The sequence below is a fragment of the Streptomyces sp. CB01201 genome, assembly GCF_002803085.1.
In the GTDB taxonomy this organism is placed as follows: domain Bacteria; phylum Actinomycetota; class Actinomycetes; order Streptomycetales; family Streptomycetaceae; genus Streptomyces; species Streptomyces hundungensis.
Genome location: NZ_NNBJ01000001.1, coordinates 984,547 through 998,446, shown reverse-complemented (window position 1 = coordinate 998,446; position 13,900 = coordinate 984,547). Strand labels below are relative to the sequence as shown.

The 13,900-nt window shown below is 69.3% G+C and carries 12 protein-coding genes and 1 pseudogene; 5 read left to right on the top strand and 8 right to left on the bottom strand.

The genetic code is table 11. The features are described from left to right. Positions 1 to 2: 2 nt before the first annotated feature. Entirely contained in the window at positions 3 to 2,690 is a 2,688-nt protein-coding gene (gene rph / locus CG740_RS04495; RefSeq protein WP_100573519.1) for a rifamycin-inactivating phosphotransferase, read from the bottom strand. Between the two features lie 411 nt (positions 2,691 to 3,101). Continuing rightward, positions 3,102 to 3,848: a TetR/AcrR family transcriptional regulator gene (locus tag CG740_RS04490; RefSeq protein WP_100573518.1), complete on the bottom strand. Its 747-nt coding sequence runs from the start codon at positions 3,846 to 3,848 to the stop codon at positions 3,102 to 3,104. 100 nt (positions 3,849 to 3,948) lie between these two features. On the opposite strand from CG740_RS04490, the gene CG740_RS04485 reads away from it, so the two are divergent. Next, a complete protein-coding gene (locus tag CG740_RS04485) occupies positions 3,949 to 4,812 on the top strand; it encodes an NmrA family NAD(P)-binding protein (RefSeq protein ID WP_100573517.1) in 864 nt (287 codons plus the stop codon). 287 nt (positions 4,813 to 5,099) lie between these two features. Then, the gene (locus tag CG740_RS04480) at positions 5,100 to 5,429 is read left to right on the top strand and encodes a hypothetical protein (RefSeq protein ID WP_100573516.1); all 330 of its coding nucleotides are present in this window, start codon (positions 5,100 to 5,102) and stop codon (positions 5,427 to 5,429) included. A gap of 117 nt (positions 5,430 to 5,546) precedes the next feature. Here the strand turns inward: CG740_RS04480 and CG740_RS04475 are convergent, their stop codons facing one another. Together CG740_RS04475 and CG740_RS04470 are read right to left on the bottom strand one after the other, a co-directional pair. Continuing rightward, positions 5,547 to 6,107: a GNAT family N-acetyltransferase gene (locus CG740_RS04475; protein ID WP_100573515.1), complete on the bottom strand. Its 561-nt coding sequence runs from the start codon at positions 6,105 to 6,107 to the stop codon at positions 5,547 to 5,549. 95 nt (positions 6,108 to 6,202) lie between these two features. Then, a complete protein-coding gene (locus CG740_RS04470; RefSeq protein ID WP_100573514.1) occupies positions 6,203 to 7,279 on the bottom strand; it encodes an aldo/keto reductase in 1,077 nt (358 codons plus the stop codon). 129 nt (positions 7,280 to 7,408) lie between these two features. On the opposite strand from CG740_RS04470, the gene CG740_RS04465 reads away from it, so the two are divergent. Then, complete coding sequence (locus tag CG740_RS04465) at positions 7,409 to 8,242, top strand: helix-turn-helix transcriptional regulator (RefSeq protein ID WP_100573513.1); 834 nt, start codon at positions 7,409 to 7,411, stop codon at positions 8,240 to 8,242. A 60-nt stretch (positions 8,243 to 8,302) separates the two neighbouring features. Here CG740_RS04465 and CG740_RS04460 read toward each other — a convergent pair whose 3' ends face one another. From CG740_RS04460 to leuE, 3 genes are all read right to left on the bottom strand, one after another. Further along, complete coding sequence (locus tag CG740_RS04460; RefSeq protein ID WP_100573512.1) at positions 8,303 to 9,013, bottom strand: GNAT family N-acetyltransferase; 711 nt, start codon at positions 9,011 to 9,013, stop codon at positions 8,303 to 8,305. After that, positions 9,010 to 10,113 carry a ThiF family adenylyltransferase gene (locus tag CG740_RS04455; protein ID WP_199846322.1) on the bottom strand — a complete coding sequence of 368 codons (1,104 nt, stop codon included), beginning with the start codon at positions 10,111 to 10,113 and terminating at the stop codon, positions 9,010 to 9,012. The genes CG740_RS04460 and CG740_RS04455 overlap by 4 nt, the downstream gene beginning before the upstream one ends. A gap of 377 nt (positions 10,114 to 10,490) precedes the next feature. Next, positions 10,491 to 11,144, bottom strand: a complete 654-nt coding sequence (gene leuE / locus CG740_RS04450) for a leucine efflux protein LeuE (RefSeq protein ID WP_100573688.1) — start codon at positions 11,142 to 11,144, stop codon at positions 10,491 to 10,493. 261 nt (positions 11,145 to 11,405) lie between these two features. Here leuE and CG740_RS04445 point away from each other — a divergent pair, with 261 nt between their 5' ends. Beyond that, positions 11,406 to 11,966: an isochorismatase family protein gene (locus tag CG740_RS04445; RefSeq protein ID WP_100573511.1), complete on the top strand. Its 561-nt coding sequence runs from the start codon at positions 11,406 to 11,408 to the stop codon at positions 11,964 to 11,966. 76 nt (positions 11,967 to 12,042) lie between these two features. Here the strand turns inward: CG740_RS04445 and CG740_RS04440 are convergent. Beyond that, positions 12,043 to 12,806 (bottom strand): annotated as a pseudogene (locus CG740_RS04440) (IS5 family transposase). A gap of 292 nt (positions 12,807 to 13,098) precedes the next feature. Between CG740_RS04440 and CG740_RS04435 the strand changes: the two are divergent. After that, positions 13,099 to 13,878 carry a transglycosylase SLT domain-containing protein gene (locus tag CG740_RS04435; RefSeq protein ID WP_234376038.1) on the top strand — a complete coding sequence of 260 codons (780 nt, stop codon included), beginning with the start codon at positions 13,099 to 13,101 and terminating at the stop codon, positions 13,876 to 13,878. The last annotated feature ends 22 nt before the right edge of the window (positions 13,879 to 13,900 follow it).

Sequence of the window (13,900 nt, the reverse complement as noted above, 5' to 3'; positions counted from 1 at the left end):
CGTCAGGACAGGATCTCGATGTACCCCTCGGTGCCGTGCACGCGGATCCGCTGCCCGTCCCGGATCAACCGGGTGGCCCGCTCCACCCCCACGACAGCCGGCAATCCGTACTCCCGCGCGATCACCGCGCCATGCGTCATCAGACCACCCACCTCCGTCACCAGGCCCGCGATGCCGACGAAGAGCGGGGACCAGCTGGGATCGGTGAACGTCGTGATCAGGATGTCGCCCGCTTCGATGTCGGCGTCCGCCATGTCCAGGATGACGCGGGCCCTGCCCTCGACCGTACCGGCGGACACCGGGAGGCCGGCCAGTGCGCCGGCCGGGACGTCATCACGCCGGTACGCACCCGTCACCGCCTCACCGTCCGAGGTGAGCACCCGGGGCGGGGTGAGTGCCTGGTACGCCCGGAACGCTTCCTTGCGCCGCTCGATGAGCCGGTCGTCCACCCGATGAGAGCGGACGGCCTCCCGAAGTTCTTCGAAGGTGAGGTAGTAGATGTCCTCGCGCTCGGGAATCACCCGGGCCCGCACGAGCAGCTCGGCCTCGCGCAGCAGGGCCCGCTTGTAGATGAAGGAGCGGCAGACGATGCCGTACTTGGGGTACTCCCGGTATCCGATGAAGGCACGGACCTGGTCGATCATCCGCTTCGTGTCATCGGCCCGTTGCGCCCCGTCCGGCAGCGCCCGCAGGCGCGACAGGACGTCCCGTTCCTTCTCCAGCGCCTTCTGCCGACCCTGCTCGAAGCGCCGTTCGGCGGCGCCCGGCTCGAAGTTCCTGACGTTGTCGAGGATCGCGGGCACGAGTGTCCTGGGCTGCTCCGCCCAACGCGGCCTCGTGATGTCGATCTCGCCGGCACAGCGCATGCCGTACCGGTTGAGGTAGGCCTCGATGGCGTCCTGTGCTTCGGTGCCGCCCGGGAGCTTCGCCAATTCGCCCAGGAAGCCGCCGCTCTGGACGCCGTGGTCCTGGACACCTTGGTCCTGGACACCTTGGTCCTGCATTTCCTCGTCGTGGAGGCCGTCCTCGTGAACGCTTTGCAGGAAGGCCACGACCTCCGGATGCGGGCGGATCACATCCGCGACATCCAGCAGGTCAAGACCCATCTCGGACGTGATGTTGTCGGGCGCGGACAGCGTGAGCGTGTCAGCCGCGTTCTTCTCGCCGAGCCACTCGTACAGCATGTCGTTGAGCCACCACGTGGCCTCCATACCGGCCATGATCGCCTGCAGGTTCAGCGGATCGCTGAGAACTCGTTTGTGCTCCTCGAAGGCCTCCAGAAGGAAGTCGAAGAGCGCCGGCCCCGTCTTCGTCCGGATGTCCCGCTCCAGGGCGGCGTTGGAGGCCCGGTTGCGCTCGATCAGTTCGGTGACGATGGCCGGGTCGGGCCCGTGGGGAGTGGGCTCGTTCTTGGCGACCGCGCCGCCGGGCGGCTGCGCGCCGGGGCCCGCCTCCGGGAGCGGGGGGATGAAGTCGTCACGTTCGAGGACGGTTTCCAGGGCGTCCCTGACCAGTGGGTCGCCCCTTCCCATGAGGTCCAGGAGCCCGGCACGGGTGGCGGGCGAGGCGAGACGCCGGGCCACGTCGACGAACAGCCGTCCGCCCGCCTCGTGCATCGGCGCCATGGCCGTCAGCTGCCACACGGAGACCCCGAGGGGCTTCATGGGGTCGGTCATCATCTGCTGGTGCCCGACGGAGACGTAGACGTGGTTCTCCGTGTCGTCGGCCTCGGGGATGGGGAACAGCGTCGTGATCGGCCGACTCTGGACGATCCGGAAGTCGTCATCGACCAGGCACCATTCGATGTCCTGCGGACGCCCGAAGTGCGCTTCGATCCGCCGCCCCAGCCGTACGAGCCGCAGGACCTGCTCATCCGTCAACGCGGGCTGCCGCTGTCGGTCGGCGTCGATCGCCACCTGGTGCGTTCCGCCGTCGGGCCTGGCGTCAATGGCGCGCTCTTTGGCGGCGATCGTCCTCGCGACGATGTCGCCGTCCCGCACCTTGAAGACGTCTGGGTTCACCAGCCCGGAAACCAGGGCCTCGCCCAGGCCGAAGCCGGCGTCCACGGTGGCGACCCTGCGGTTGCCCGAAACGGGGTCGGCCGTGAACAGGATGCCGGACGCCTGCGGGAAAGCCATCTGTTGCACGACGACGGCCATGCGCACCGACCGGTGGTCGATGCCGTTGCGCCGGCGATAGGTCACGGCCCGCTCGGTGAAGAGCGAGGCCCAGCACCGGCCGATGTGTCGCAGGACCTCCGCCGGTCCCACGACATTCAGATACGTGTCCTGCTGACCGGCGAACGAGGCCGTCGGCAGGTCCTCCGCCGTAGCGCTGGACCGGACGGCACAGGCGGCTCCCTCACCCAACCGGGCATGCGCACCGTTGATCGCCTCGGCGAGATCGTCCGGGACAGCGATGGCTTCGATCGTCCGACGGATCCGCTCGCTGAGCGTGCGGATTCCGTCCCGGTCGTCCGGACTCAAGCGCGACAGGCCGTCGAGCAGCTCGCTCACGGATGGCGCTTCCGCCACGATCCGCTGGAAGGCGTCGGTGGTGACGCAGAAACCGCCGGGTACGCGGATTCCTTCGATTCTGGACAGTTCACCCAGGTGAGCACCCTTGCCCCCTACGGCCGCGACCTGTGTCTGGTCGACCTCGCTGAGGTCCCTCACATAGCGCTCACTCACTGCGACACCTCCGAGACGGCCGGGCTCCGTCGCGCGACGCCGAGCCGTCGAAGCACCGGCGCACCCACCTCTGCGCAACCCCTTGTGAGGCACGCCTTCGCGCCGGGATGCCCGGGTTCCGGCGAGCGGTTCGGCCGGCCCGCCCGGTGGTGCGGAACGCACCCGTCCGATCGCCTGGCAGGTTCGACGTCAGCGCGTCCCTGGTCCGTCGACAACAACACACGCACGTAGTGCCCTCATTTCCGCAGGTGGTGGCCTCGGCCGACGATTCTGCGCCCTCATGGGGGCCTTGCGGCAAGCCCCCCGACCCGCTATAAGTTAAGAGTGGCCGGGAGAGAGATCTCCTGGCCTTTGTTGTTGCGTCTTTCGACAATACGGCTGGGCGCACGCAGAGCATGCCCGGCCAAGGCGTCACCCCTCGGCGGCAAGGCGGTTCAGCCACTCCCCCAGCAGATGCTGCTCGGCGACACTGAGGTTCGTCTGGTCGGGCAGGGCGGCACGCAAGGCGCGGGCGGCTCCTGCGGGGCCCGGGTGCCGAACGGCCGGCCGCTCGTTGGTGACGGCGGCGACCATGGCTTCGCGCAGTGCGGTCAACAGGGCTGGGTCGCGCCGGTCTTGAGGCAAGGACAGCCAGGTCAGCACCGCGCCGCGTCCCGTGGCATGAATGATCTGAGCCGCTAGTTCCTCGTCCACACGGAGCCAGCCTCCTGCGGCCAGCCGCCGGACTCGGCCCCTCAGGATTTCCATGCCCGCCTTGAACGCGGCGGAGTCGGCCCGGGTGGGTTCGCTGTACATCAGCGTGAAGAGCGCGGGGTTGGCAAGACCGAATTCGGTCGCCATGTCCCAGCCCGCCCTCAGGTCCTCGATGGGGTCCTGCGGGTCGGGGTCGACGCGCTTGGTCGCGAGGAACGCGGTGAAGCCGTACTCGGCCACGGCGTCGAGCAACCCGTCCTTGTCGCCGAACAGCCGGTAGATGGCGGGGGGCTGCAAGCCCGCCGCATCGGCGACCGCTCGGGTGGTCACCGCCTCACGGCCGTCGCGCGTCAGGAGCCCGATGACGGCGTCGATCACCCGCTGCCGGGGCTGCTCACGCCCCGGGGATGCGGTGCCGGACCTGCCCGTAGCAACACCTTCTTGACCATGCTCACGCGATGCCATGAATCAACGATATCGCAGATACGGTTTCGTCGTTATTATCGGTGGTACCGTTGAGCTGATCCCACTGGCAACATTCGCCGTGAGCACAGGAGCGCACATCATGATCATCGTGACGGGAGCCACCGGACAGCTGGGGCGCCAGATCGTCGAGAGGCTGCTCAACCGGCTGCCGGCCGACCGGGTCGGCGTCAGCGTTCGCGATCCGCAGAGGGCGCGGACGCTCGCCGACCAGGGCGTACGTGTCCGGCAGGGCAGCTTCACCGACCCCGCCGGCCTCGCCCACGCCTTCGAGGGCGCCACTCAGGTGCTGATCGTCTCGGTCGACAAAATGGGCGACGAGTGCGTGCAGCAGCACCGCACCGCGATCGAGGCGGCCGTCGCGGCGGGCGCGCGCCGCATTCTGTACACCAGCCAGATGGGGTCCAGTGCGGCATCGCATTTCCAGGCGTGCCGCGATCACGCTGCCACGGAGGAGGAACTGCGCGCTTGCGGCGTCCCGTTCACCGCGCTGCGCAACGGCTTCTACGCCACCAGCGCCGCGCATTTCCTCGGGCACGCGGCGGAATCCGGTGAGCTCGCCCTCCCCGCGGACGGGCCGGTCGCCTGGACCGCGCACGCCGACCTCGCCGAGGCGACCGCCGCCATCCTGGCCGACGAAGGCCGCTTCGACGGCCCGACCCCGCCGCTCACGGCGGGACAGGCCCTCACCTTCGACGACATAGCCGCCATCACGACCGAGATCACGGGCCGGCCCGTCACGAGGACCACCAGCCCCGGCGAACAGTTCCGTGCCCAGCTCACGGCCCAGGGCGTCCCGGCGGAAACTGCGGACCAGTTGCTCGGCATCTTCGCGGCCGCCGAGGCCGGCGAGTTCGCGACGATCGATCCGACCCTGGCCGAGCTGATCGGCCGCGAACCCATCACATTGGAGGGGGTGCTGCGCGACCACCTTGCGAAGCGTTGACCGAAGCTTGATCCACGTCCGGACATCGACTGCGTGCTGCCTCGGCGTCTCCGCCCGTTGCCGACCGTCGCCCGAATCCCGGGCACGGCAAATCCGGTTGACGGGTCGGCCCGCGCTCGCGCAGGATCGGCGTCCTCCCACCGTTGCAGACTTCCGCGGCGGTGGCGTGCGTGCCTCTCATAGCCTCATAGGCCGATGCCGGCCACCAGGCAGTCGGGCGGACGGCCGGCACGAATCCCCCTCAACGGAGTGGCCGAGCACCGTTGATCCGACAGACGAGGAGACCCATGGCTCTGGTCAAGAAGGGCTCACGCCGCATCACCGTCGACGGTGTCGCCTACCGATGGCGGGTCCGGGGACGAGCGACCTATGCCCAAGGACTGGTCTGGCGTCCGTTGGCTTACGCCGTCGAACGGGCCGAGGTCACCGGCGCCATCATGGTGGTCACCACCAATCAGCCGCATCCGAGCAACTGGTTCGAGATCTCCGCCCGGCCCGTGCTGCCCGCGGATGTGGCCGGCGCCATCCGCGCGGCGCACGCGCGGGGGTGGACACCGGAGAAGCCCGGAGTGCCCTTCCACCTCGACCTGTCCGAAGAATTCACTCCGCTCAGCTGAATCCACCGCGCCCGGCCGGTCCGACGCGGGGCAGCCGCAGGGCCGGCCCAGCAGGACCCCGATCGGGCCGCGAGGACTGGTCATCGGGGCCCGGGCCGTCCCCTGCCCGGTGCGAGCTCAGTCGGACTGCGGGCCGGCGGAGCGTCGCAGGGCGGGGGACCATACGCCCATCCACTGTGCGGCGCCCCACGCCTCGTACCGTCTCACCTCCGTGAACCCCAGCTTCGCCGCGAGGCGCATCGAGCGGTCATTGGCGATCTGCGTGCAGAGCACCACCGGCTCACCAGGACTCGCATCGGCGAACCAGCCGAGCGCGGCCGTGCACGCCTCGGCGGCATACCCGTGGCCCCACGCCTCCGGCATCAGCAGATAGCCGAGTTCGACCTCCCCGGCGCGGACATGCGTCCGCCGCTGCTCTTCACGCCGGTTGAGTTCGATGATGCCGATCATCGCTCCGCCGAGCTCGATCACGAAAAGGCCGGGTCGCCTTGTGGGCGACCCCGGCAGTTCGTTCTCCAACTCGTCACGCGGTCGCGGTCCACCTACGTACGTGCCCACCTCGGGCGAGCTGAACAGCTCGATGAACGCCGCACGATCCCGGGCCTCCGGCTCGCGAAGCACGAGCCGGTCGGTCCTGAGCGGGCCAGGCAACCAGTTCGGGGTCCCCAGTTCAGTCATGCCGGGCAACTTACCCCTGGGGACACCCGTGAGAGTCGGCCGCATCATGGGATCCCCTCGCCAACGGGCTTGCGGTGCCCGGCAGTTCGACCGCTTCAGCCTCGGGCTTGGATCCTCAGCGCGCCCTGGGTCAGGGTGCGGGCGAAGTCACCTGCGAGGAACGCGTGCGGATAGCCGAGGTCGACCGAGCTCGTGCCGTCGAGACGGGAGAGTTGCGACGCGGTGAACTCGACGTCCAGTGCGCCCAGATTGTCATCCAGTTGTGCGGGGGTGCGGGCGCCGATGATCGGGGCCGTCACGTCAGGGTTGTGCAAGGTCCAGGCCAGGGCGACCTGAGCTGGAGTACGGCCCAGCTCGGTGGCGACCTCCCGCACCGTGTCGGCGATGGCGAGGTTGCGTTCGGTGACGCTACCCATGGTCTGGTTGACGCTCTTGCGGGTGCTCTCGCCGGATCCGGTGGACGTTGCCGTTGCCGTTGCCGTCAGATCGTCACGGCTGTACTTGCCGGTGAGCACTCCGCCGCCCATCGGCGAGAACGGGACCACCCCGAGGCCCATCTCCCGGGCCATGGGAATCAGATCACGCTCCCCGGCCCGCTGGATCAGGCTGTACTCGATCTGCAGCGCGACCAGAGGTGACCAGCCGCGCAGATCGGCGATGGCCTGCATGCGCGACGCCTGCCAGGCCGGGGCGTTGGAGATCGCCACGTAGAGGATCTTGCCCTGCCGGACCAGGTCGTCCATGCCGCGCAGGACCTCCTCCACCGGCGTGGTGAAGTCCCACATGTGGAGGTAGAGCAGATCGATGTAGTCCGTGTTCAGCTGCCGCAGGCTGGCCTCCACGGACGCGAACAGGTTCTTGCGGTGGCTTCCCCCGGAGTTCGGGTCGTCCGGCCGGCGCTGCGTCGAGTACTTAGTCGCGAGGACGAGGCTTTCGCGATGGGCACGGGCGAATTCACCCAGCAGGCGCTCGGAGCTGCCGTTCGTATACGTGACAGCCGTGTCGATGAAGTTGCCGCCGCTCTCCACATAGCGGTCGAACAGCTTGCGCGCCTCGTCCCGCTCGGCGCCCCAGCCCCATTCGGTGCCGAACGTCGCCGCGCCCAACGCCAGTGGGGAGACCCGCAGTCCGGAGCGGCCAAGCAGCCGATAGGTGTCGAGGGTGAGCGACATCGTGTCCTCCTGTGATGGTTCTTGGTGCTGCTGTCCGTTTCCGAGGGAAAGTCTGCGTTCACCCCACGTCCCGGGTAAGGGAGAGAAGATCCTGGGAACGCCACTCCCACCCTGGTTGTTGGACCGGTCATGATGACCCGCACCGTTGACCCGACACAGGAGCTGGCCGCCTTTCTCCGGACGAGGCGCGAACGCCTGGACCCCGAAGACTTCGGCCTGCCGGCCCGTCGGCAGGCCCGTCGCACCCCAGGGCTGCGCCGTGAAGAGGTCGCCGAGCTGGCCGGCGTCAGCATCGACTACGTCGTGCGGCTGGAACAGGGCCGCGGACTGCGCCCCTCGGCGAACGTGGTGGAGTCACTGGCACGGGCGCTGCGCCTCGCGCCGGACGAACGCGCCTACCTCTTCAACCTCACCCAGCAGCGCCCCCGCAACACCGACGGGCCCTCGACGACTGCCGAGCCGTCGCTGTCCCGGCTGGTCGCCGATCTGTCGCCGCTGCCGGCCATGCTGATGAACCACCGCTTCGACATCCTGGCCTGGAACGACCAAATGGCAAGGCTCCTGGTCGATTTCACCACCCTCCCGCCGAACCGGCGCAATGCGATGTGGCTGTGCTTGATGCATCCGGAAGTACGGGAGTTCTACGTCGACCGCGAACGCGTCGTACGGGAGGGGGTCGCCCATCTGCGGGCCGCGTGGGCCGCGCATCCGGACGATCGGGTGTTGAGCGATCTGATCGCCGAATTCCTCGCTCACGACGCGGAGTTCGCGCGGCTGTGGGCCGAAGGGGACATCAACGGCATCGGCCGTGGCCACAAGGTGCTGCGGCATCCCGTAGTCGGTCTGATCGCGGTGGACTTCGAGGTGCTCGTCCCCTTTCAGGATCGGGATCAACGCTTGGTGATCCATCGGCCCGCGGATGACGCGAGCCGGTCGGCGCTGGACCGGCTGTGCGGACCGTGAGCTCCTGCCGGAGCCGCACGGTCCGCCTGTTCCGCGTCACGGAGGGGCGGGTGTGCGGAGCTATCCGATGCTCACGGGAGGGGTGCTCACCTGGTCCGGGACGGGCGTGGGAGCGGCGAGGCGCACCGCTTCGACACCCCCCAGCTCGACACGCCCCTCTTCGACACACCCCTCTTCGCGACGGCCCGCCCCGTCGAAGATGGCGAGTTCTTTGGCGCCGGCCTGGGTCTTCCACTCGGGGGCCACGGCGGCGTACGTGGTGACGTCATGCCAGCAGCCGCTGGTCCTGAAGAGCTGACGGAGAGTGGCCTCGGGGTGCAGGCCGGCCGCGTGCATCACCTGCGGCATGAAGGAGTGGTCGCTGCGGTGCCCGGCCCAGATACGGTGCAGCCCCAGCTGTCCGAAGGCGTACGCCATCAACAGCCGTCCGGCCTCGTGGCCGTGGCCCTGCACCGGGCTGCCCGGCAGCAGGACCAGGCTGGTGAGCATCGCGTTGCTGCCGTAGTCCTCCATGAGCAGCCCCATCGTGCCCACGAGGCTGTCGTCGTCCAGGGAGCAGACCGCGAGGGTGTACTTGCGCCGGGGGTGGGTGTGGGGCTGGGCGAGGCTCTGGGCGAAGGTGTCGTGGGCCTGGCGCGCGTCCATGCGGTCGATGCCGAGGTACCGGGTGAACACGCGGTGGGTGAGGATGCGGGCGAAGGCCTCGTGGTCGTCGGCGTGCAGTTCCCGCAGCCGCAGATGGTCGCCTCGGAGTTCGGGGACTCGGTTCACCGGCAGGCTCCGTGTGGTGCGGGCACGCTCGCCGGGGTGGGGATCAGTGCGTCGAGGTCGACGTAGTGGCGGCCCGATGGCAGCGGTTCGCCGAGCAGGATCCGGCGGGCCGTCTCGGTGACGAGTGCGGCTCCCAGCATGACTCCGCTGGCCAACTGAGGCCAGCTGGACAGGGTTTGACCGATGCGGGTGAGCGCCTCGGTCATGGCGGGGCTCAGTCGCTGTCCGTCGACGATGTCGAGCAGCAGATGGATGGCGGCCTCCGGATCCAGGTCGCGGAGACCGGCGGAGGTCACCTCGCCGACGCGGCCGTGGAAGAGCGGCCGGTCGGGTTCGAGGTCGAAGCGTTCGATGTCGAGCAGGCCGCGGTCGTTGGTGTCCATGAGGACGGGAACGCGGCGCCGCCGGGCCTGTTCGCGCGCCGCGACCTTCACCCAGGGGGTGTCGCACTCCTCCACCAGGATGTCCAGACCGTCGTCCTCGTCACCGAAGAAGGCGTCGATGGTGTCCTCGGTGACTCCGCCCCGGTGGATCTCGATGTCCAGGTAGGGGTCGAGTTCGTACATGCGCCGGGCACACAACACGCTTTTCTCCAGGCCCAGTTCATGCACCCCGGCCCGCAGTCGGTTCAGGTTCGACAGGCTGATCCGGTCGAAGTCCGCCAGCCGGAAGGCGCCTCCGACGCCCTCCATGGCGCAGGTCAGCGCGGCGCTGCTGCCGACCGAGAGCCCGATGACACCGACGCGGCGCCGCAACAGGCCCTGCTGCTGTTCGCGGGTGATCTTGTCGCGATTGCGGTCCGTACGGACGAGCCGGAATTCCGCCTCGGGCAGCACATGGACCAGTCGCCCCGACCACGGGTACCAGACCCATCTGCCGTACGCCTCCGGCCGGCCGCCCAGCATCTCGTCGACCGCGCGGTCCAGAGCCCGCTGTTCGAAAGCCTCGTGCGGAGTCAGGCAGCGCAGCAGCTCCGCCACCTGGTTCTCGATCCGGTCATGGACCTCGCGCAGCCGGTCCGACTCCCGCAGCGCGGCCAGAGCCGCGGCGTCCACGGGGCGGGCCGGGTCCAGCAGTACGGGGTGAAACGATTCGCTCATCTCGCGGTGCGAAGGCAGCACGAGAGAGTCCGGCGCTGGGCCGGACGCCATCAGATCAGTCACAGCCAGGACGCTAACAACGCGACGATCTTGCCGAAGGGCCGTTCACCCGCAGGGGCGCGGTCGAATTGATCTTCTACCCGAGTGCGCCGATCGCGCGCCTCGCGCGCCCCCAACTCCAGCGCACCCCCTGGCTGGAGCGGTGCGGATGGAGCTGCCGGCCGGGGTTCGCCCGCATACCGCGGCGCCGCGCCGGGGGCAGCCGCGGTATGCGGGCGGCGCGATGCGGGGCGCAATCAGTCGGCGGGCACCAACCGATCCGCGCGCGCTCAACCGCCGGGCGTCATGAATCACCGGGCGTCAATCGCCGCGCACCATCAGACGCCGCTGAGCGACAGCTTCACCGCGAAGCCCAGGAAGAGCGCGCCGGCCGCCGATGCCGCGCCCGCCGAGAGCCGCTTGCGGCGGCGGAAGGCGGCGGCGAGGCGGGTGCCGCTGAATATCAGGGTCGACAGGTACAGGAAGCTGCCGAGCTGGAGCAGCGTGCCGAGCAGCAGGAAGGACAGGGCGGGGTAGGCGTAGCCGGGCTGCACGAACTGGACGAAGAAGGAGAGCATGAACAAGATCGCCTTCGGGTTGAACAGGCTCAGCATCAGCGCCCGCCGGTAGGGCCGCTCGCCCGCCGATTCCGTGGTCGCGGCACTCTGCTCGCGCGCCTGCTCGTGCCGGGACCGCCACATACCGGCCGCCTGGCGAAGCATGCCGAACGCCATCCAGGCCAGATAGCCCGCGCCCGCGTACTTGACCACGGCGAACAGCAGCGGTGCCGTCTGCAACAGCGAGGCCGCGCCGAGCGCGGACAACGTCATGAGGACCGTGTCGCCGGTGAAGACTCCGGCGGCGGCCGCATACCCGGTGCGCACCCCTCGGCGGGCCGCCACGGACAGCACGTACAGCGAATTGGGGCCCGGCAGAAGGATGATCAGCACCAGGCCGGCGAGATAGGTCGGAAGATCGGTCACACCCAGCATGGAGCCGAGTGTCGCATGCGCCTCCGACACCTTGTGCGCCACTCCCCCGTCACGGTGCCGGCATCGCCGGACTCCACACCCGGCACACCTCCAGGTGCCGGAAACGCGGCCGCCGGCCGTCCAGCCCCGCCGCCCCGATGTCAGTCGGTACGGCTACCGTGCGACGTAGCGAACTACGCGGTGAAGTGCACAATGAGGCTCGCGATCAAGAAAGACACGGGCGGGAACGCAGGCGCCCGCCGAGAGCAGGGGGAAGTAGGCATGACCACACTGGAGAACCGGCCCAGCACCGCCGTCCTCGTCGTCGACGTGCAGAACGGCGTCGTAGCCGGGGCCCACGGGCGTGACGCGGTGGTCGCGAACATCGCCGGCCTCGTCGAGCGGGCGCGGGCGGAGGGCGTCCCGGTCGTCTGGGTCCAGCACTCCGACGACGGACTCACGCGCGGAAGTGAGGACTGGCGGATCGTGCCGGAGCTGGTTCCAGGGGACGGTGAGCCCCTCGTCGAGAAAAAGTACGGCGACGCCTTCGAGGACACCACACTGGAGAAGGTCCTGTCCGGGCTCGGCGCGGGGCGGCTCGTCATCGCCGGCGCGGAGACCGACGCGTGCATCCGCTCGACGCTCCACGGCGCTTTCACCAGGGGATACGACGTGACCCTGGTCGGGGACGCGCACACGGCGGGCGACAAGACGGCATGGGGTGCTCCGACACCGGCCCAGGTCATCACGCACACGAATCTGTACTGGTCCTTCCAGAGGGCCCCGGGGCGGCGGGCCGAGGTGGCCGAGGCCAAGGACGTCGTGCTCGGCGACGCCCGCTGAGGCTGAGGCAGGGGGAGCAACGTCCCCGGGCAGGGCAGCACATCCAACTGTGCTGCCCTAGGGGGTGTCCGGAAAGTCATGGGAGCCAGAGCCGCAGGCAGGCGAGGGTGACCATGGCCTGGAAGTGGACTGCTCGCTTGTCGTAGCGGGTGGCCAGGGCCCGGTTCTGCTTGAGCTGGCTGAAGCAGCGCTCGACCACGTTGCGCCGCCGGTATGCGGTTCGGTCCAGGCGGCAGCGGCTCTCGCCTCGGCGGAGGCGTCCGTTGATCTGGTCGATCCGTTCCGGGATGGTGCAAGCGATGCCTCGTCGCCGCAGGTAGGCGCGGATCTTGCGGGCCGAGTAGCCCTTGTCCGCGACCACGCGCTGGGGCCGGGTCCGGGGTCGGCCCGGTCCCGGCCGGGCGATGCGGATTCGGTCCATGACCGGCTCGAACTGGGTGCAGTCGTTGACGTTGCCGCCGGTCAGGGTGAAGGCGAGGGGCCGGCCCTGGCCGTCGCAGGCGAGGTGGATCTTGCTGGTCAGCCCGCCGCGCGACCGGCCGAGTGCCTCGCCTTCCCAGGGCCCCCTTTTCGAGCTCCGGCCGCGTGCTGGTGAGCCCGCACCGTCGTGGAGTCGACGCAGACGATGCTCCAGTCGACACTCCCGACGGCGTCGCAGTGCTGCTGGACGTGGGCCAGGAGGCGGTCCCAGGTGCCGTCGGCGGACCAGTGCCGGAAACGTTCGTAGACCGTCTTCCACGGCCCATAGCGTTCGGGCAGGTCACGCCAGGCGGCACCGGTGGACAGCTTCCACAGGATGCCGTTGACCACCTGGCGCCGGTCCCGTACCGGCCGGCCCATACGGCCCGGCGCCAGCAACGGGGCGATCAATGCCCACGACTCATCGGTTAGTTCATGTCGACGCACCACGAACGGAGCAACGAACCATCGACTTTACGGACACGGCCTAGGGCCGACTTGATCGGGCGTGCGAGGTAGGCTCGCGCTAACGTTCCAGCCACGAAGGCGTTAGCGAAGCGTTGGCGTGCCCTGGAACGATTGCGCACTCCTCCCTGGAGCCTCCCGGCCGCGTGCACCTGGCCGGTGCTCCGTCCGTCCGGCACCGCGTGCCCACAGTTCGCAAGAGGACCCGATGGCCGCCAACGAGCAAGCCCGTACCGCTGAGCGCAACGGCCCCGGCCACTCGCGTGTTCAGTCCCCGCGCACCAGCCGTGTCCGGGGGTTCGCGGTGGCGTCCGCCACGGCCGTCACCACCGTCGGCGCCGTGGTCGGCGTCGGCGCGGGCAGCCCCTCCGCCGCGAGTGACGGTCTTCAGGCGTCCGCCGCCGATTCGACGCTGCTGGCCGACCTCCCGGCCGGGCAGCAGGCTCAGGTGCAGACCGCGTCCCTGACGCAGCAGGCGGATGCCCAGTCCGCGCAGGCGAACGCGGCGGCGAAGAAGTCCGCGGAGGAGGCCGCGCGCGTGCGCGCCGCGCAGGACGCCAAGGCCAAGAAGGACGCGGCCGACAAGAGCAAGGCGGACGCGGCCAAGGAGAAGGCCGACAAGGAGGCCAAGGCGCGCGATCTGAAGACCGAGGCCGCCAGCCGCTCGTCGGACCGGACCACCTTCCAGGTCCAGAGTTCCTACTCGATATCCGATGTGCAGGCGATCGCCCGGCAGATCGTCCCGGCCGACCAGTTCCAGTGCTTCAGCAACATCGTGAACAACGAGTCGAGCTGGAACTACCGCGCCACCAACGGCAGTGCCTACGGTCTCGTGCAGGCGCTGCCCGGCTCCAAGATGAGCAGCGCGGGTTCCGACTGGCAGAGCAATCCGGCGACCCAGATCAAGTGGGGCCTCAACTACATGAACCAGCGCTACGGCAGCCCGTGCGGAGCCTGGTCGTTCTGGCAGTCCCACAACTCGTACTGAGCCGACCGCCGAGCGACCGGAC

Excerpts from the sequence above, each read along its gene's own strand:
- CG740_RS04480 (WP_100573516.1), top strand. The coding sequence starts at position 5,100 with ATGGCTCTGGTCAAGAAGGGCTCACGCCGCATCACCGTCGACGGTGTC.
- CG740_RS04435 (WP_234376038.1), top strand. The coding sequence starts at position 13,099 with ATGGCCGCCAACGAGCAAGCCCGTACCGCTGAGCGCAACGGCCCCGGC.
- CG740_RS04470 (WP_100573514.1), bottom strand. The coding sequence starts at position 7,279 with ATGTCGCTCACCCTCGACACCTATCGGCTGCTTGGCCGCTCCGGACTG.
- CG740_RS04485 (WP_100573517.1), top strand. The coding sequence starts at position 3,949 with ATGATCATCGTGACGGGAGCCACCGGACAGCTGGGGCGCCAGATCGTC.
- CG740_RS04445 (WP_100573511.1), top strand. The coding sequence starts at position 11,406 with ATGACCACACTGGAGAACCGGCCCAGCACCGCCGTCCTCGTCGTCGAC.
- leuE (WP_100573688.1), bottom strand. The coding sequence starts at position 11,144 with ATGCTGGGTGTGACCGATCTTCCGACCTATCTCGCCGGCCTGGTGCTG.
- CG740_RS04490 (WP_100573518.1), bottom strand. The coding sequence starts at position 3,848 with ATGGCATCGCGTGAGCATGGTCAAGAAGGTGTTGCTACGGGCAGGTCC.
- CG740_RS04465 (WP_100573513.1), top strand. The coding sequence starts at position 7,409 with ATGATGACCCGCACCGTTGACCCGACACAGGAGCTGGCCGCCTTTCTC.
- CG740_RS04475 (WP_100573515.1), bottom strand. The coding sequence starts at position 6,107 with ATGACTGAACTGGGGACCCCGAACTGGTTGCCTGGCCCGCTCAGGACC.
- CG740_RS04455 (WP_199846322.1), bottom strand. The coding sequence starts at position 10,113 with ATGAGCGAATCGTTTCACCCCGTACTGCTGGACCCGGCCCGCCCCGTG.